At 43.4% G+C, this 18,948-nt stretch carries 16 protein-coding genes; 8 read left to right on the top strand and 8 right to left on the bottom strand.

All coding sequences use genetic code 11. The features are described 5' to 3' along the window. Positions 1–208 precede the first annotated feature (208 nt). The 3 genes from greA to carA form a co-directional block, all read right to left on the bottom strand. Complete coding sequence (gene greA, locus JO943_RS11225) at positions 209–685, bottom strand: transcription elongation factor GreA (protein WP_005231898.1); 477 nt, start codon at positions 683–685, stop codon at positions 209–211. Between the two features lie 91 nt (positions 686–776). Then, complete coding sequence (carB, locus tag JO943_RS11220) at positions 777–4,010, bottom strand: carbamoyl-phosphate synthase large subunit (RefSeq protein WP_005231897.1); 3,234 nt, start codon at positions 4,008–4,010, stop codon at positions 777–779. Between the two features lie 14 nt (positions 4,011–4,024). After that, positions 4,025–5,164: a glutamine-hydrolyzing carbamoyl-phosphate synthase small subunit gene (gene carA / locus JO943_RS11215; protein WP_005231896.1), complete on the bottom strand. Its 1,140-nt coding sequence runs from the start codon at positions 5,162–5,164 to the stop codon at positions 4,025–4,027. A 359-nt stretch (positions 5,165–5,523) separates the two neighbouring features. Here carA and JO943_RS11210 point away from each other — a divergent pair, with 359 nt between their 5' ends. Further along, on the top strand, positions 5,524–6,102 hold the full coding sequence (locus tag JO943_RS11210; RefSeq protein WP_199949849.1) for a hypothetical protein: 579 nt from the start codon (positions 5,524–5,526) through the stop codon (positions 6,100–6,102). A gap of 57 nt (positions 6,103–6,159) precedes the next feature. Here the strand turns inward: JO943_RS11210 and JO943_RS11205 are convergent, their stop codons facing one another. Beyond that, positions 6,160–6,696, bottom strand: coding sequence for a DOMON-like domain-containing protein (locus JO943_RS11205; protein ID WP_005231892.1), 537 nt, complete (start codon positions 6,694–6,696; stop codon positions 6,160–6,162). Positions 6,697–6,701: 5 nt separating this feature from the next. Further along, complete coding sequence (yhbY, locus tag JO943_RS11200; RefSeq protein ID WP_004774823.1) at positions 6,702–7,028, bottom strand: ribosome assembly RNA-binding protein YhbY; 327 nt, start codon at positions 7,026–7,028, stop codon at positions 6,702–6,704. 228 nt (positions 7,029–7,256) lie between these two features. On the opposite strand from yhbY, the gene rlmE reads away from it, so the two are divergent. The 6 genes from rlmE (at position 7,257) to JO943_RS11170 (ending at position 13,977) form a co-directional block, all read left to right on the top strand. After that, on the top strand, positions 7,257–7,907 hold the full coding sequence (rlmE, locus tag JO943_RS11195) for a 23S rRNA (uridine(2552)-2'-O)-methyltransferase RlmE (RefSeq protein ID WP_005231890.1): 651 nt from the start codon (positions 7,257–7,259) through the stop codon (positions 7,905–7,907). A 136-nt stretch (positions 7,908–8,043) separates the two neighbouring features. Further along, positions 8,044–9,939 (top strand): ATP-dependent zinc metalloprotease FtsH, encoded by a 1,896-nt coding sequence (gene ftsH, locus JO943_RS11190; protein WP_005231889.1) that lies wholly within the window; start codon positions 8,044–8,046, stop codon positions 9,937–9,939. 136 nt (positions 9,940–10,075) lie between these two features. Then, complete coding sequence (gene folP, locus JO943_RS11185) at positions 10,076–10,924, top strand: dihydropteroate synthase (protein ID WP_202740813.1); 849 nt, start codon at positions 10,076–10,078, stop codon at positions 10,922–10,924. A 97-nt stretch (positions 10,925–11,021) separates the two neighbouring features. Continuing rightward, the gene (locus JO943_RS11180) at positions 11,022–11,780 is read left to right on the top strand and encodes an SIMPL domain-containing protein (RefSeq protein WP_150957359.1); all 759 of its coding nucleotides are present in this window, start codon (positions 11,022–11,024) and stop codon (positions 11,778–11,780) included. Positions 11,781–11,914: 134 nt separating this feature from the next. After that, positions 11,915–13,555 carry a vWA domain-containing protein gene (locus JO943_RS11175; protein ID WP_202740797.1) on the top strand — a complete coding sequence of 547 codons (1,641 nt, stop codon included), beginning with the start codon at positions 11,915–11,917 and terminating at the stop codon, positions 13,553–13,555. A 107-nt stretch (positions 13,556–13,662) separates the two neighbouring features. After that, entirely contained in the window at positions 13,663–13,977 is a 315-nt protein-coding gene (locus JO943_RS11170; protein ID WP_005288399.1) for a DUF5713 family protein, read from the top strand. 35 nt (positions 13,978–14,012) lie between these two features. On the opposite strand, the gene JO943_RS11165 is transcribed toward JO943_RS11170, so the two are convergent. Both JO943_RS11165 and JO943_RS11160 read right to left on the bottom strand, forming a co-directional pair. Further along, positions 14,013–15,611: an alpha/beta hydrolase family protein gene (locus tag JO943_RS11165; RefSeq protein ID WP_202740796.1), complete on the bottom strand. Its 1,599-nt coding sequence runs from the start codon at positions 15,609–15,611 to the stop codon at positions 14,013–14,015. 134 nt (positions 15,612–15,745) lie between these two features. Further along, positions 15,746–16,684, bottom strand: coding sequence for a DMT family transporter (locus tag JO943_RS11160; RefSeq protein ID WP_202740795.1), 939 nt, complete (start codon positions 16,682–16,684; stop codon positions 15,746–15,748). Between the two features lie 351 nt (positions 16,685–17,035). Between JO943_RS11160 and pnuC the strand changes: the two genes are divergently transcribed. Then, positions 17,036–17,641: a nicotinamide riboside transporter PnuC gene (gene pnuC, locus JO943_RS11155; protein ID WP_202740794.1), complete on the top strand. Its 606-nt coding sequence runs from the start codon at positions 17,036–17,038 to the stop codon at positions 17,639–17,641. Between the two features lie 40 nt (positions 17,642–17,681). On the opposite strand, the gene JO943_RS11150 is transcribed toward pnuC, so the two are convergent. Then, on the bottom strand, positions 17,682–18,824 hold the full coding sequence (locus tag JO943_RS11150) for a glycerophosphodiester phosphodiesterase (RefSeq protein WP_202740793.1): 1,143 nt from the start codon (positions 18,822–18,824) through the stop codon (positions 17,682–17,684). Positions 18,825–18,948 lie beyond the last annotated feature (124 nt).

Here is an 18,948-nt window from a genome sequence, read left to right as displayed (position 1 = left end):
AAAGCGTCGCTATTATAACGACTAAAGTGAATACGGTTCTTTTTATGAGGGAAAAATTTCCTCATCCAGGTAAACAGGCGTTGAAGATGATGAGGAAATAAAAAACCAATAAATGCATAGAGCAAGGTCATTTTTTTGAAAATAACACGTCCAAAACCAAAGAACTCTTCAATAAATGAAGAGTTCTTTGGAGACTTAATCGAGCGTGTTAAATATATTCCACACTTACGATTTCGTATTCAACCTCACCTTGCGGTGTTTGAATTTTTACTTCGTCGCCTTCGTTTTTACCTAAAAGACCACGAGCAATCGGGGAGTTTACTGAGATTTTATTGATTTTAAAATCTGCTTCGTCATCGCCTACAATTTTATAAGTCTTACGTTCTTCGGTATCCAGGTTTTCAATGGTAACAGTCACACCAAATACAACACGACCATTTTGCTCGAGTGTTCTGACATCAATTTCTTGAACTGCACCGAGTTTACCTTCGATATCCTGAATACGGCCTTCGCAGAAACCTTGCTGTTCACGAGCAGCATGATATTCAGCATTTTCCTTTAAATCACCGTGCTCACGTGCTTCAGCAATCGCTTGGATAATACGTGGGCGATCAACTGTCTTGAGCTGTTGTAATTCTTTCTCTAAGGCAACCTTGCCTTCGGGAGTCATAGGATAACGTTGCATTTCAGTCCCTCTAAAGTGGTTGGGAAAATACAGGATTAAAAAAAGAAAAAGCCCGCCACCGATAAGGTGACGGGACTTTATCGGTAGAGAATTAACCTACAGTTTGTAAATCTTGCAAGCGGTACACATCCATTGGCAATTTCACAGCAAATGCTTGGCAAACTGCTTCAGCGCCGTTGATTGTCGTGGTGTAGTACACCTTGCCTTGTAGGGCAGCACGACGAATCATGGCAGAATCATACTGAGCTTGTTTGCCTTCTGTTGTGTTGACAATAAGATGAATTTCACCATTTTTCAAGCGGTCAACAATATGTGGGCGACCTTCGGTCACTTTATTGACAGCTTCACATTCGATACCCGCTTCTTTCAATACACGGTGTGTACCATTGGTCGCAACAAGTTTGAAACCATAGTCAATCAACTGTTGAGCGATGTTGGCAATGTATTTCTTGTCTGATTCACGAACTGACAAGAAGGCATGCTTGACTTCGCCTTCAGTTGGCAAGCCAGGTAAACGTTCGTTTGAACCGAGTACTGCCTTGTAGAATGCTTCACCAAATGTGGTACCCACACCCATGACTTCACCTGTCGATTTCATCTCAGGGCCAAGCATTGGGTCTACGCCAGGGAATTTAGCGAATGGGAACACCGCTTCTTTCACTGCGAAATGGGTCGGGATGATTTCTTTAGTGAAACCTTGAGATTCAAGGGATTGGCCCGCCATACAACGTGCAGCCACTTTCGCTAAAGAGTCACCAATACATTTCGATACGAATGGCACGGTACGGGATGCACGTGGATTCACTTCGAGTACGTAAACGTCATCGCCTTTGACTGCAAATTGAACGTTCATCAGACCAATTACGCCAAGCTCTTTTGCCATTGCAACCGTTTGACGACGCATCTCATCCTGAACTTCTTGAGAAAGCGAGTAAGGAGGAATCGAACATGCAGAGTCACCAGAGTGAATACCAGCCTGTTCAATATGCTGCATGATACCGCCGATCACAACATCTTTACCGTCAGATACACAGTCAACGTCGACTTCAGTTGCATCATCAAGGAAATGGTCAAGCAGGACAGGCGCTTCATTTGAGGCTTGTACAGCTTCACGAAGGTAGCGTTTAAGCTCTTCTTCGTTATACACGATTTCCATCGCACGGCCACCCAATACATAAGATGGGCGAACAACTAACGGATAACCTACTTTAGCCGCTTCAGAAATACCTTCTTCAGCAGATTTTACGATGCTGTTGTTCGGTTGACGAAGCTGTAAACGCTGGATCATTTGCTGGAAACGCTCACGGTCTTCAGCGCGGTCAATTGCATCTGGAGATGTACCGATAATTGGTGTACCGGCTTCTTCTAAAGCACGCGCCAATTTTAATGGTGTTTGACCACCGTACTGTACGATCACGCCCTTCGGCTTCTCGGTACGTACGATTTCAAGTACATCTTCAAGTGTTACAGGCTCGAAGTATAGACGGTCAGATGTGTCATAGTCAGTAGAAACGGTTTCAGGGTTACAGTTCACCATGATGGTTTCATAACCGTCTTCACGCATAGCTAATGCAGCGTGTACACAGCAGTAGTCAAACTCGATCCCTTGACCGATACGGTTAGGACCGCCACCAATCACCATGATCTTGTCACGGTTTGATGGATTTGCTTCACATTCTTCATCATAAGTTGAATACATGTAAGCAGTGCCAGATTCAAACTCTGCTGCACAAGTATCAACACGTTTGTAAACTGGATAGACACCCAGGTTCCAACGATGTTTACGGAATTGTTTTTGTGAAATACCCATCAAGTCCGCAATACGCAGGTCAGATAAACCTTTGCGTTTGAACGAGCGAATATTGTCAGCATTTAAATCACCAAAACCTAAAGTTTTCACTTGAGCTTCAGTTTTAATGATGTCTTCGATCTGGATCAGGAACCAGCGGTCGATTTTGGTTGCTTCAAATACGTCATCTAAAGAGAAACCGTGACGGAATGCATCCGCAACATACCAGATACGCTCTGGACCCGGAACTTTAAGCTCTTTTAGGATGATGTCTTTGGCATTGGCAGTACCTGCTTCGATTTTTTCATCAAAGCCACTGACGCCAACTTCAAGACCACGAAGTGCTTTTTGTACAGATTCCTGGAAGTTACGACCAATCGCCATCACTTCGCCCACAGATTTCATCTGAGTGGTTAATACCGGCTCAGCTTGTGGGAATTTCTCGAAGTTGAAACGTGGAATCTTGGTCACAACATAGTCAATCGATGGTTCAAAAGATGCTGGGGTTACGCCGCCAGTGATGTCATTTTTCAATTCATCAAGGGTGTAGCCCACTGCAAGTTTCGCCGCGATTTTTGCAATCGGGAAACCTGTTGCTTTAGAGGCAAGTGCAGATGAACGTGATACACGTGGGTTCATCTCGATCACAACCATACGGCCGTCTTTCGGGTTAATACCGAACTGAACGTTTGAACCACCTGTTTCAACACCGATTTCACGCAGAACTGCAACCGATGCATTACGCATCAATTGATATTCTTTGTCTGTCAATGTTTGCGCAGGCGCAACGGTGATTGAGTCACCAGTGTGAACGCCCATTGGGTCAAAGTTTTCGATCGCACAGACGATGATACAGTTGTCGTTTTTGTCACGAACAACTTCCATCTCGTATTCTTTCCAGCCAATCAAAGATTCATCGATCAATAACTGGTGAGTAGGAGAGAGGTCGAAACCACGTTCACAGATTTCAAGGAATTCTTCGCGGTTATAAGCGATACCACCACCAGAACCACCCATCGTGAATGATGGACGAATGATGACAGGGAAACCGAAACCGGCTTGAATGGCCAAAGCTTCTTCCATTGTTTCAGCAATGGCCGCTTTTGGACATTCCAGACCAATTTTACGCATTGCGATATCAAACAGTTTACGATCTTCTGCTTTTTCAATCGCGTCTTTTGATGCGCCAATCAGTTCAACATTATATTTTTCAAGAACGCCGTGCTCATCAAGTGCAAGGGCACAGTTCAATGCAGTTTGACCACCCATGGTTGGAAGGACTGCATCTGGACGTTCTTTTTCAATGATTTGTGCAACAGTTTGCCAAGTGATTGGCTCAATATACGTTGCATCTGCCATTGCAGGGTCAGTCATAATGGTCGCTGGATTCGAGTTGACCAGAATAACGCGATAACCTTCTTCACGAAGCGCTTTACATGCTTGCGCACCTGAATAGTCAAACTCACACGCCTGACCAATGACAATAGGACCAGCACCAATAATTAAGATGCTTTTAATATCCGTACGTTTAGGCATTATTCGCTCCTTAATTACTTCTTAGCGGCTTCGATAAGTTCGATGAAATGATCGAACAACGGCGCACAATCATGTGGACCAGGGCTGGCTTCAGGGTGACCCTGGAAGCTGAATGCTGGTTTGTCAGTACGATGAATACCTTGGTTTGTACCGTCAAACAGTGAGCGATGTGTCACTTTCAAGTTTGCTGGTAAAGTACTCTCATCGACAGCAAAGCCGTGGTTTTGAGAAGTAATCATCACTGTACCGTTCTCAAGGTTTTGTACAGGATGGTTCGCGCCGTGGTGACCGTGATTCATTTTCATGGTCTTCGCACCTGAAGCAAGCGCTAAAATCTGATGACCTAAACAAATACCGAATACTGGCAATGTTGTGGTTTCAACAATGGTTTTGACTGCTTCGATGGCATAGTCACATGCTGCCGGGTCACCAGGACCATTTGACAAGAACACGCCATCCGGATTTAAAGCAAGAACCTTTTCAGCAGGAGTCTGTGCAGGAACCACTGTCAATTTACAGCCACGGTCTGCAAGCATACGTAAGATGTTGGTTTTGACACCATAATCGTATGCAACCACATGATATTTTAATTCTGGTTGAGTGAAACCCTGACCTAAAGTCCAAGAACCTTCAGTCCATTCAAAACCCGTCGGGTCACAGCATTCTTTCGCAAGATCGAGACCGTTTAAACCACCAAATTCACGTGCTTTCGCAATCGCTTGTTCTTCTGTAATATTTTCGCCAGCAAGGATACAGCCGTTTTGTGCACCTTTGTCACGTAAAATACGTGTCAATTTACGGGTATCGATATCAGCGATGGCTACAACATTATGTTGCTCCAGGTATTCACTGAGTGATTGTTCAGAACGGAAGTTGCTGTGCAATAAAGGAAGATCGCGGATAATCAAACCATTCGCCCATACTTTATGGATGCGACCTGATTCAACGTCTTCACTATTACAGCCAGTATTTCCAATATGAGGATAAGTCAACGTCACAATTTGTTGTGCGTAGCTTGGGTCGGTCAAAATTTCTTGATAACCAGTCATGGCAGTGTTAAAAACGACTTCACCAGTCGTACTACCCGATGCACCGATAGACGTTCCTTTAAAGATCGTTCCATCTGCGAGGGCTAAAATGGCGGGGGTGCTCAAACCAAAGCTCCTGAACTAAGACCACAAAAATTAGGCTGTAAAAAAGCGAGAAGACATAAAAAAAGGCAGGCTGTCTTAAAAAAACATGCCCCTCCTTCCAGTCTGCTCGCTTGTAACTTAACAGCGCATTATACGCATGAGTGCGTGAAAAGTCTATGTGTTTTTATTTATTAAAATCAGGAATTACACGATTTATTTTTTTAAATGACTAGATAACTGTCTATTGCAAAATCTCTCATCTTTATATGGTTATCATGAGATATTATGCAAATTGTCTGACAATTTTAATGTTGTCTAAGAAGTAGCCGTTTTATCCTATGCTTAGCCAAAAATTAACAATCAAGAAGAGGGTAAGCAAAATGGCTGAGAATCAAACGACACCGGTAACGGCTGAAGAAGTGAAAGATACAGTTGTTGAGAAAACAACCAAAGCGAAACAAGAGGTTGCTGCAAAAACGGCTGAAGTGAAAACTGCTGTGGCAGAGAAAACTGCGAAAGCGAAAGAAGCAGTCGCAGAAAAAACCGCAAAGGCAAAAGAAGTGCTTGCCGAGACACAAGAGCAGGCGAAAGAAGTGATTGCTGAAACGCAAGGTCAAGTGAAAGAGGCTTTGGCAGAAACTCAGGAAAAAATTGAGACTGAAGCAAAAGAGTTAAATCAAAATGTTCAAAACCAGTTTGCGCAAATCAAGCAGGATATTTTAGAGCGTATTGAAGTGATTAAAACTCAACTGAATTCATCACAAGGTAACTTGCTTGAACTGAAAAATGCATTGAAAACTGAGTTGAATGCATTGATTGAAGACTTAAGCAAAGTGAGCAAAGAACTGAAAGATGATATTAGCCAGATTTCAGTAAAGCATAAAGATACCCTGGTCGGTAGTTTTAAGCGCACTAAAGAGCAAGCGGTTGAAGCATGGAACAAGGTTCGTGCCAGCTAATTGCCCAAAGAATTAAAAAAAGCGAGAATTTTTCTCGCTTTTTTTATGCTTAACCTATTAAAACTGATGTAACCAGTCGCGCTTGTTATGGAAGTCAGCTTGAGGGCTGCTGTGCTGCATTGCAAAATAATGCATACCTTGAGTGGTATTAAGTACAGCGGTTAAACCGATATACAGATCAGCCCATTTAAGTTGATGCTCACGCATAAACTGGGAGAAATCCAGACTGACATTCAAGCCATAATGCGTGCGTTGTAAATGATTCAGTTCAATATCATAGGCAGCGACAGGCGGCATATCTTCAGGGAAGCGGTATTCTTCAAATTGATAGACTTGCCACGCTTGAGAAGGGGAAAGGTTAATTTCTCGGTAGAAATCTTGATCTTTCACGCCCACAAAAATTTCAAAGCAGGTCTGTTCCCATAAAAAATCATGACGTGGATGCGCCGTAACCTGATCTGGGTAAATCAAAAATTGATTTGGGTCACGAACCCAAAAACCAACATTCAAGGTTGCTGGTGTTTGTTGCTCAATCGCCCCAACGACCGTAATGGCACTAAAGCGATCAAAAGCGGATAGTTCATAACTCGCCATGCTAATTACTTATTACTTAAGTGAGCAAAACGAACTAAGTTAGACAGGTGCTGGTTTTGTTTCGCCGCTTTTTTATAGAGCAGAACAATTTTACCAATCTTTTGTACAGACTCGGCACCAGTTGCTTCTACAATCGCGTCAATGACGGCACCACGTGCATCACGGTCTTCACCCGCAATTTTCACTTTAATCAACTCGTGGTCGTTTAACGCACGATTTGTTTCTTCAATGACGTTTTCTGTAAGACCTTGGCTACCAATCATTACAACTGGATTAAGTGCATGACCGATTTGACGTAAACGTTTACGTTCATGGATAGATAAAGCCGCCATTAAAAATACCTGATTGGAAAAACGACCTAGTATAACTTGCATCCTGTTTCTAAGATAGATTTGCAGACCGACACTTCAAACAAATATGTGAAAAATTGCTGAAATAACCAATTGGCCTGATCGGAAAAAATCTGTAAAAGTTCGTGTGAATGAAGTACATCCGTACTGTAATAGGCGGAATTTTCACGTACAATGACTCATCAGAAGTTTTTTGAAATTTAGTGAGTTATGGCGACACGCATTACCAATCAAAAATTGTCTAAAAGCAGTCGTGCATGGATGAGAGAGCATTTAGATGACCCTTTTGTAAAAAAAGCACAAAAGGAAGGTTATCGCGCACGTGCGGCGTATAAGTTACTTGAAATCCAAGAAAAATATAAAATGATCAAGCCCGGTATGACGGTGGTCGACTTGGGTGCGGCGCCAGGCAGCTGGTCTCAGATTGCGGGTAAACTGGTTGGCTCAAATGGTTTGGTGATTGCCTCAGACATTCTGGAAATGGATGCATTGCCAGACGTAACCTTCCTGCAAGGCGACTTCCGTGAGGAAGAAGTTTTCGAAAAATTGTTAAATATTTTAAATGGACGTCAAGTAGACGTTGTAATTTCGGATATGGCCCCCAATACATCAGGTAATAGGGCTGTTGATCAACCGCGTCAGATTTACTTATGTGAACTGGCTTTGGATTTTGCTCAGAAAGTTCTCGGACCAAATGGACAGTTTGTTGTTAAAGTGTTCCAAGGTTCAGGATTTGACGAATTCCGCAAACAGGTGGTCGATAGTTTTGATGTATTAAAAACAGCCAAACCTGCGGCATCACGTGCTCGATCGAAAGAAGTTTTTTTGATTGGTCAAGGTCGTAAAAAGGCATTGCAATAAAAGTGTACTTGCCAAGTTGTTAAAAATTGTGCATTTTGTACCTTTTAAGTTTTTTGCAACGCAAATTCATTGCTGTTTTTGTGAAGGTCAGCCAAGATTAGGTATGATCAAATTAGATTGATATGGGAATAAAGCCTTGAGCGATTACTTCAAGAATGCCGTATTGTGGCTCATCATACTCGGTGTTCTGATTTTGATTTTTAGCAACGTCAGTGACCGCAATAAGCCTGCAGCGATGAAATATTCTGATTTCGTTGCAGCGGTGAATGCTGGGCAAATTAAACAAGTCACAATCGACGGTTTAAATATTAATGGTGAAAAAACCAATGGTTCTTCATTTGAGACGGTTCGTCCTCAAGTAGAAGACACTGAGTTGCTACCAAGCTTAAATAAACAGAATGTAGTGGTTGAGGGCACAGCACCGCAACGTCAAGGCATTTTGATGCAACTTCTCATTGCAAGTTTCCCGGTATTACTGATCATCCTGTTATTCATGTTCTTCATGCGTAATATGGGCGGTGGTGCTGGTGGTAAAAACGGTCCTATGAGCTTTGGTAAGTCAAAAGCGAAAATGTTATCTGAAGATCAGATCAAGTTAACATTCAGTGACGTCGCTGGCTGTGATGAAGCAAAACAAGAAGTGGTTGAAATCGTTGATTTCTTAAAAGACCCAGCCAAATTTAAACGCCTTGGTGCAACCATTCCACGTGGTGTACTGATGGTTGGTCCTCCAGGTACGGGTAAAACATTATTGGCGAAAGCTATTGCCGGTGAAGCTAAGGTTCCATTCTTTAGTATCTCGGGTTCTGACTTCGTTGAAATGTTTGTCGGTGTCGGTGCTTCTCGTGTTCGTGACATGTTTGAACAAGCGAAACGCCATGCGCCATGTATCATCTTTATTGATGAGATTGATGCAGTCGGTCGTCATCGTGGTTCGGGTACAGGCGGTGGTCATGATGAGCGTGAACAAACCTTGAACCAGATGCTTGTCGAGATGGATGGTTTTGAAGGCAATGAAGGCGTAATCGTGATTGCTGCGACCAACCGTGTAGACGTACTGGATAAAGCCTTGCTTCGTCCAGGTCGTTTTGACCGTCAAGTGATGGTGGGTTTACCAGACATTCGTGGCCGTGAGCAGATCCTGAACGTTCACCTGAAGAAACTTCCTTCGGTGACAGGTGTGGATCTTAAAGTGCTTGCACGTGGTACACCGGGCTTCTCGGGTGCGCAATTAGCAAACTTGGTCAATGAAGCTGCATTGTTTGCTGCTCGCCGTAATAAAAACACGGTCGATATGCATGACTTTGAAGATGCCAAAGACAAGATCTATATGGGCCCTGAACGTAAATCGATGGTGATTCGTGAAGAAGAACGTCGTGCTACAGCTTACCATGAAGCGGGACATGCGATTGTTGCCGAGATGCTACCGGGTACTGACCCTGTGCATAAAGTAACGATCATGCCACGCGGTTGGGCATTAGGTGTGACCTGGCAGTTGCCGGAGCAAGATCAGACCAGCCACTATAAAGATAAGATGTTGAATGAACTTTCAATCTTGTTTGGTGGTCGTATTGCGGAAGAAGTGTTTATTAACCAAATGTCGACTGGTGCATCGAACGACTTTGAACGTGCAACTAAAATGGCGCGTGCTATGGTAACCAAATACGGTATGTCTGATGCGCTTGGCGTTATGGTGTATGAAGATGAAAACCAGAATGGTTTCTTCGGTAATGTCGGTAGCCGTACCATTTCTGAAGCGACTCAGCAAAAGGTCGATGAAGAAGTACGTCGTATCCTGGATGAGCAATACAAAGTTGCACGTGAGATCTTGGAAAATAACAAGGATATCGCACATGCAATGGTGAAAGCGTTGATGGATTGGGAAACAATCGATCGTGACCAGATCCGTGACATCATGGAAGGTCGTGAGCCGCAACCACCTAAAGTTTATGTTGCTGATAATCCAGTGGCGGCATTTGAACCACCGAAAGATGGTCCATCTACACCACCACCTTTACCAGCAATGGGCTGATCAAAGATCAAATAAAAAGAGCGACTTCGGTCGCTCTTTTTTTGTCTGGATTTTATGCCAAACTGAAAATAAATCAGCAACGCAGCATCAGCTGTGTTGTTAAAATAAGCCTGTTAAAGTGCGAAGAGTTTTGATGATGCAGTTGATGCCATTACCCCAAAGTCAATTATCCTGTGGTCGTTTTCGATTAGACCTTTCACAACCCCAGGTGATGGGAATCTTGAATGTAACCCCGGATTCCTTTAGTGATGGGGGGCAGCATCACCAGAAAGATCAGGCGATTCAATATGCTTTAAAGATGATTGAAGAAGGGGCAAGCATTATTGATATTGGGGGCGAATCTACCCGCCCCAATGCATCACCTGTGGCGCTGGAGGAAGAACTTCGCCGTGTGATTCCTGTGGTCGAGGCATTATCCAAATATGATGTGATCATGTCGATTGATACCAGTCAGCCTGAAGTCATGCGTGCTGCCGTCCAAGCCGGTGCGCATATCTGGAATGATGTGCGTGCCTTAACCCGCCCTCAAGCCTTGGAAACCGCAGCCGAGTTAAATATTCCTGTGGTGTTGATGCATATGCGGGGTGAACCGACCAATATGAATCAGCTGGATCAGTATGATGACGTGACCGAAGAGGTCATTCAGGAATTACAACAACGTCTGGATCAGGCCATTGCGGTTGGAATTAAGCCGGAAAATATTATTATCGATCCAGGCTTTGGTTTTGCCAAAAATGCCCTGCAAAATTTCCAATTACTCAATGAGTTCTGGAAACTTAACCGAATGGGGTATCCAATTTTATCGGGCTTGTCACGGAAACGTTTTATTGGTGAAGCTTTAAATGGTGTCCCAGCCCAAGAACGTGCGGTGGGGAGCGTGACAGGGCATCTTTTAAGTATTCAGCAAGGGGCAAGTATTGTTCGGGTACACGATGTTAAAGCCACGAGCGATGCGATCAAGGTCTGGAAAATGATGCAGGCTTAAAAGTGGCTGAGATGTCAGTAGAGCTTCAGGGCTCTATTGACTTGCTTGGTCAGATTACATATAACAAGACTATAAAATAAGCAAAGTGATATTAAAAATGGAAAATAAAACAATTACATATAAAAGTTTATGGGTGTTTGCACTCATTTTGAGCCTTGGATTCATTATTTCTGCAGGGGTTATGGGCTATGCCCTGAAACAGTTTAATAGCACTAAAAATTCAATTACAGTCAAGGGCTTGGCTGAAAAACCGATTCAGGCTGATTCAGCACGCTGGGAGATTCATCTCCAAAGTAGCCATACATCGGACACGATTCCACAGGCCTATCAATTACTTGATCAGCAAATGAAAGCCTTACAGGCGTTCTTTGTAGAGCATGGTTTTAAAGCCGCAGATATGCAACTCGGAAATAAAAGTTCACAACCTTATTATGAAGAAGTGAATCTGGGGGACGGGCGAATCAATCGTGAGTTTAAAGGCTATACCGCTTTACAGAATTTGGTGGTTAATAGCCGCGATATCAAGAAGATTGAACAGGCTGCCAAAGATGCATATCTACTGGATGAAAAGGGCATTGCGATTGAGCAGAAACCTGAATATTTGGTATCAAATTTAGAGGAAATCAAAATGTCGCTGATTGCCAATGCCACCCAAAATGCCTATAGCCGTGCCAACGAGTTTGCCAAAGTGGGTGGTGTAAAGGTCGGAATGATGCGTTCTGCCAGTCAAGGGGCATTTTATATCTTGCCAGAAAGTGGCTCGGATGATGATAGTGATTATGGCGGTGCTTATGACAAGGCCACCATTAATAAAATTGCCCGTGTGGTGGTGACCATCAATTATGCGATTGATTAGAACAACGGTTTAGCTGATTGATCAGCCATGCTGGAAAGATACATTCGAATACGGTGTATCTTTCTTTTTTTGCATACAATTCTTTGTATAGCGACTGTATTTGAAAAAAATGAAATAAATGGGGGAAGTGAATAATGCATCAATCAACAAAAATTTTAACCCTGAGTTTGCTTAGTTGCATGATCATGGCCTGTAGTACACCTGTTAAACAGTATGATCAGGTTGCAGTTGAAACTGCGATGCCTGTAGCCCCCTCACCAATGAGTCAGTCAAATCAGGGATTGATCAAAGCACGCAAGATGATCGCACCAGCATCTTATATTGCCGTGATGCCGACCATGGAAGGACCGCGCTTAGAGCAGAACACTGAAAAATATCAAAATAATGAAGTCAATCCAGTACATCGTGTTGCGGATCAAGCTGTTTCAACGTTTAGTATTGATGTAGATACAGGTAGTTATACCAACACACGTCGTTTTTTAAATGACGGGCGATTACCGCCTGTTGATGCGGTTCGTGCCGAGGAGATGATTAATTATTTTGATTATCAGTACCCGCAGCCAAATAGCATTCATCCTTTTTCGGTCACTACCGAAACAGTTGATTCGCCATGGAAACAAAATGCCAAGCTGATCAAGATTGGCATTCAGGCCAAAGACCTGAGCACCAAACAACTGCCACCTGCCAATCTGGTCTTTTTGGTCGATGTCTCTGGCAGTATGGATGCAGCTGACAAACTGCCTCTGGTAAAACAGACTTTACGCTTACTCACCGAGCAACTTCGAGCACAGGATAAGGTCACCATCATTACTTATGCCAGCGGTGAAAAACTGGTACTAGAACCGACCGCAGGCAATCAAAAAGACAAGATCCTGGCCGTGATTAATGCCTTGCAGGCCAGTGGGGCAACCGCAGGTGAACAAGCCATCCAGTTGGCCTATCAGCAGGCTGAAAAAGCGTTTGTGAAAAATGGCATTAACCGTATTCTGCTGGCGACAGATGGGGACTTTAATGTCGGTATTACCGATTTTAGTACCTTGAAAGGCATGGTGGCAGAGAAACGTAAAAGCGGTATTTCATTAACGACATTAGGTTTTGGTACTGGGAATTACAATGAGCAGTTGATGGAGCAGCTGGCGGATGCAGGCGATGGCAATTACAGCTATATTGATAATAAAAATGAAGCGAAAAAAGTGGTACAGCGTCAGCTTTCATCGACCCTTGCGACTGTTGCTCAGGATGTCAAAATTCAGGTCGAATTTAATCCTGCAACGGTGAAAGAATATCGTTTAGTCGGTTATGAAAACCGGATGTTGAAGCAGGAAGATTTTAACAATGACCAAGTCGATGCCGGGGATATTGGAGCGGGACATAATGTCACCGCGATTTATGAAATTATTCCAGTGGGGCAACAAGGCTGGCTCAATGATTCACGTTATCAGGCATCGGCAAAAACTGACACAGCCAAAAAGTCGGAATATGCTTTTGTAAACTTGCGCTATAAATTACCAAATCAAGAGAAAAGTATTTTATTGAGTCAAGCGGTGAGGGCGGAAAGCAGACCCTTGGTTCAAGCCAATAACGATACCCGTTTTGCCATTGCTGTGGCCTCTTATGCCCAGCAGTTAAATGGTGGACAGTACAATGGCGCAATGGGATGGGATCAGATTATTCAGCTTGCACAGCAATCGGCGAAACCCGATCCTTATCAAATGCGAGAAGAGTTTGTGGAGCTTGCAAAGATTGCCAAAAGTTTAAGTGCTAAAAAAGAGTAAACATGATTAAAAAAAGCGGTCAGAAAACCGCTTTTTTTATGTCTAAATATCGTGATTTTGGTTAGATTATGTTATAAGCATGGCGTTTTATTGGCATATTATTTTTTATGTTCGAAGATTTACTCCTCCCCATGTTTGACGATGAATATTATCCCGATATTCTCGTGGCTGAAGTGAAACAGCATATCCAGAAGTTTTCAAAAAAGGTGAGCCGTACTGACTTATCTGAAACGGAAATCTATCGTTTTGCACATCAAACCATGATCGAAATTAACGAAATGAAACCGCAATTTGAAGATCTGGATTCCAGTTTAGATGACACTGCCGCAGATTATATTGCTGAAGCCATGATGATGGTGGTGCAAGAGGTCGGTTATCTGGATATTGAAATGGAAGAATTGATTGCCAATCGAGAGTGGTAGAATTCACTCTCGCTGGTTTTTTATAAAAATAAATATTATTTCGAAGCGGTCTCACTCCAAAATTTAGGTAAAACAATGTGCCCTGAAATCCAAGCCTCAATTTTAGGTTGTTTTATTTTTTGATAGTACATGCTCTGTGTATTGATGAGTAAGCCTAGGGTATCGCCTTGATTCAATCGCCCATTCATACTTGGCAACTCAATGGTTAAATGCGGTTCATCCAGCTGGGTTATGTCTTGGGTAATCTGGTCATAAGCCTGTTTTCGGGCTGCATTAAACGGCGCAGTCTGATCATTTAAAACCTCATATTTCCCTGTGAGTTTGGATTTAATCGCCATAGAGATAAATAAGGTCGGATCTACTTTAGATGGTATTTCTACCTGTAAAGACAGCCGTGGGGCACCCGTGATATAACCGCGTTGGGTGGCGGTATGGATAGGAACGAAGACTGCTTGAGTTGCAGTCGGTGCGATCCAGGTTTTATTCAGACGATAGGACTGAGTTGCATTCAGGTCATTTAAGCTCGTGACAGGACTTTGATCCACACATAACTCCGGTAAGTTGATCGCTGGCGTTTGGTCCTTGAGCTTCTGGTTGAACCAGTCCAAGATGGTATTTTGCAGATTATATTTTTGCTGGTTGCCACAACTCACCGTTTTGCCAATATACCAGAAGGGTGTGTTGCCGCGAGGCGAATGCTGGGCAAAAGGCTGTAAATGTCCGCCCTGTACTCCAACCAAATGAACGTCATGCTGAGCATGCTGAATACATTGGGCTGCTTTTACTCCTTCATTAAAGGGAAACAAGATATCTCTAAAACCCTGAATAATCAGTGCATCTGCTTGAGGTGCCTGTGCATGATCGCAAAACCAGCTGGCTTGATGGGTTTTTAAAAAATCATAGGTAGATGCTTTCAGTTGACCTTGTTGCGTTTCAAGATAGGCCTGTTTTAATTCGGGATCAAACTTATTCCAGTTCCACCAATCGCCAATCAGGTTGAGAAAACCGATCCAGTTACTTTTGGGTACTCCATTCGGCGCAAGACTATTGACGATGTCATACCAAGTGGTGATAGGAACGATGGCCTGTAAACGGGGATCACGTGCTGAAGCAATGTATTGTACGCCACCTGCATAAGACTCACCGATCATGCCTGTTCGCACGCCATGTTGATTTGTTGCCAGTTGCGGCAGGTTTTTTTCTGCCCAGTTCATCAGGGTGATGACGTCTTGAGCTTCTTTCTCCGGATCAGTCAGGCGGATTTTTCCTTGGCTATCACCGTGACCACGCTGGTCATAACTCATGACCCAGTAGCCCTTCTGCCAAGCCGTTTTCGCGACTTGTCCAGTAGGTAACAGGAAACCATACAAACTCAGTTCCGGGCGTTTCATCCGGGAGAGACCAAAGCCATGGGTATGTAAAATTAAAGGTGCAGTCTGGTCAGGTTTTAAATGCGGTTGATACACCGTAAAGGCAAGTACAGTCCCATCCGGCGCCGTAGTCTTTACCTGATAATAGCGTTGTTTCAGTTCGGTACTTTTGCTGGTCACCACGGTTGTTTGGGTTGAGGCATGTACACACCCTTGCAAGACGAATAATAGGCCGAAGCAGAGCCAGAAGACGTAAGAACGCATAGATTATTTCATCCTTGAACAAATCTTTGAGAAATCACGAGGTGATCGGGATAGTTTACTGTGGCTTGTTGGCCGATACTATTGCTGACAGGTCCTGTTGACTGACCTGTCAGTTTTAAAACCTTATCTATACCTTATTTTCTACGATAAGCGTAAATAAATAGGCCGAAGCATAGAAAAATAAGTCCAATGATCAGATGGGAGCTTAACGCCTCATTGTTGAACCATACCCCCCAGCCAGTCGCAAGAACGGGGGTTAATATGCTAATCAGCATCACCGTGGTCGGGTTCAGTTTCTGGATCAGGTGGAAATAACAAATCATGGCCAGCACCGACGAAAATAATGCGCTATATAACAAGGCCAGACCTGTTTGCAGGCTCGGCAACTGGGTCGGTGCTTGGCTCAGGAAAAAGGGTAATAAACACAGATAGCCGAACCACGAAACGAGCGTTGAGCCTGTGGTTTGAATAATGGGATGGATACCGGCACCAATTTGTGCAACGGCAAACATGGAAAATACGTACAGCAGCACTGCAATAATTTCATAGATGACCCCAAGCCTATCTAGCTGGATGTGCATTGCGCCAAGACCTAAGGTGAGCGAAAGTCCGAAAACGGCCAGGATGAGTCCATACCATTGGCGTTTTAAAAAGTGTTCGCGTTTGAGGATAAATACGGCGATCAGTCCCGACCATAACGGTGCGGTCCCATAAATAATCGAGATCATGCCGGAAGAGACGCGGGTTGCACCCATATAACAAAAGGTCATGGAGCCGAACAGCCCAAGCGCGCCGGCACTATAACTGAGTAGGGCAGTTTTGTTGATGGTCAGTTTCAAGCGAAAATAAAGCAGGCACAGTAAGGCCAGTGGAATGGCGATACTGAATCGTAAGAATAATCCCCAAGCCCAGTGAATTTCATGTACTGTCCAGACCGCAGCTAAAGGTGTAAATGACCAGATCAGCACCACGGTGATGAATTGTCCGACTGTAGCAAGGCGAGGGGAAACAGGGGCTACAGCCGGTTGTAGCTGTGCTATGGAGAGAGCATTCTTTTCGGATAATTGGGTCATGACATGATTCCTGTAATAACAATGGTGAAATTAAGACAATAAAAAAGGTCGCTCATGAGGCGACCTGTGGATTCAACTGATGTTTAAAGTGTCATCATCTGAAATATATCAAGTCTCCTCGCGGTAACGCGTAGACACGTCGCCATGCCGCATAGACAGAAATGTCATGCGCAATCGCATTTGGACGTGAGCAGGAAGCTTGAGGGTTCAACATATAAAATATTCGAAACTGATTCTGATCTTTTATAGCATAGAGGGTGTTTGAAAAATAGCCATTTCTCAAATCAAGATAAAAATATAGATAAAGTAAATCAATAATTGGGCATTGCTAAAATTGCAGATTTTTCCATAATGTTGCCAACAAATTCTGAAAGAAGTTTGCTCTTGTCTGCCTTTGAAATTTTTGCGGTCGTGATCAGTCTGATTGGTGTGACCTTAACCATTCGACGCCACATGTGGTGCTGGTGGTTTAATTTTCTGGCGTGCAGTTTATACGCCTATTTTTTCTTTAGCATCCGCTTATATGGTGAAACACTGCTGCAATTTTTCTTTATTGCGATGAATGTGTATGGATTCTATTACTGGCTGAAAGGCAAACGTCAGGACCATGAGATCCGGATTGAGCCGATTGCCAAAACTCTGGTATTGGCGCAAATGGGTATGGCGGTTATTTTTGGTCTGCTGTTGGGCTTGATGCTTAAACATTTTACTGATGCTGCGGTACCGATGCTGGATTCGCAATTGGTGGCATTCAGCTTATTAGCCACCTACTGGACCAGTCGAAAGCATATTGCCACGTGGATTCTGTGGATTTTTGTCAATATCATCTATGTGGGCATGTTTATCTACAAAGAAGTTTTCCTGACCGCAGGGCTCTATGCCGCCTTTGTCGGGCTGGCGGCTTATGGCTGGTGGCAATGGCAACAGGTCAAGCAAAAACAACTTGGCCATGCATAAATAAGGGCAGCTGATGCTGCCCTTAAGTTTGAAACAAGACTTATTTTACCGTGGCTTGATAAATTTGTACTGCCTGACGCCCCAATGCTGGATCATCGGTGAAGATACCATCCACACCTGCTTTGAAATACAGCTGCATTTCCTTGATTGAACCTGTGGCACAACGTTCTGCTTCTTTGGCTTTATCTGCGCTACATTTTAAGCTGGCTGGCAGGAAGTTATTTTCAGGCCGGAAGGTATATGGATGCACCTTTAGGCCCGCCTGATGGGCATCTTTAACAAAGGAGGTGGTTTGCATGGTTTCTTGGTCGATAATATAAGGTTTCCAAGGGCCGACGCCATTGGCATATTTTGCAACGTCTTTTAATCCCTGTGCAGTTGCCATATTGCCATAGGTAGTCGCAATATTTTGAGCGACATAATCCGCAGGGCGTACTGTTTTTTCATCGTAAAGTTGGATCAGTTGGGCATGTTTGACACTTTTGTGCAGATCAAGCTGGTTCTTTAAGTATTTCAAATTGCCCACTTCAAAAGACTGTAAATAGATCGGTGCAATATCGCGGGTGTATTGGTATTTAGACAGTGTTTTAAGTAGTGTGTCTTCCATTGCCAAATTCTGTTTTTGAAAATAGGTGGGATGTTTGGTTTCAATATAAAGACCAATAATTTTGCCAGTTTTCTTATAATGCGCTTCAGCCAGTTCGATAATCTGTTCCAAGGTCGGAATGGTATAGAGATCATTATACTTCTGGTTTTCAGGACGATATTGTGGAATACGCTCACGTGCTTTCAGTTGTTGCAATTCGTTTAATGTAAAGTCTTCGGTAAACCAACCGCCATTAAAAGATGTTCCATCAATCACTTTGTTTGTTTTACGATCAGCAAATTGCGGCAGGGTTGAAACATTGGTGGTACCGCCAATTTCATTTTCATGACGGGCAACCAGAACGCCATCTTTGGTTGAAACCAGATCTGGCTCAATAAAGTCAGCACCGTCGTCAATCGCCTTTTGATATGAGGCAAGGGTGTGTTCTGGACGTAATGCGCTGGCACCGCGATGTCCCACCACCAGAATTTTTGGATCCTGATTATTCGGTTGTTTGATATTGTTTTGATCATTGTTGTCATCATTGCAACCAGCAAGGCTGATCAGGCTCAGACAAAAAACTGCTTTTTTAAACATAGATAAGCTCATGTGTTTTTTATTCAAACCACTAGTTTGAGCGTTGAAGTTATCAAACACATGACAGAGAGATGATGGTTTTATGAAAATATCAAGAATTTTAAAAGCAGTCGCACTGAAATAA

Source organism: Acinetobacter sp. 'aerobic (ED)' (assembly GCF_904886855.1).
In the GTDB taxonomy this organism is placed as follows: domain Bacteria; phylum Pseudomonadota; class Gammaproteobacteria; order Pseudomonadales; family Moraxellaceae; genus Acinetobacter; species Acinetobacter courvalinii.
This window is presented reverse-complemented; position numbering and strand designations above follow the sequence as displayed.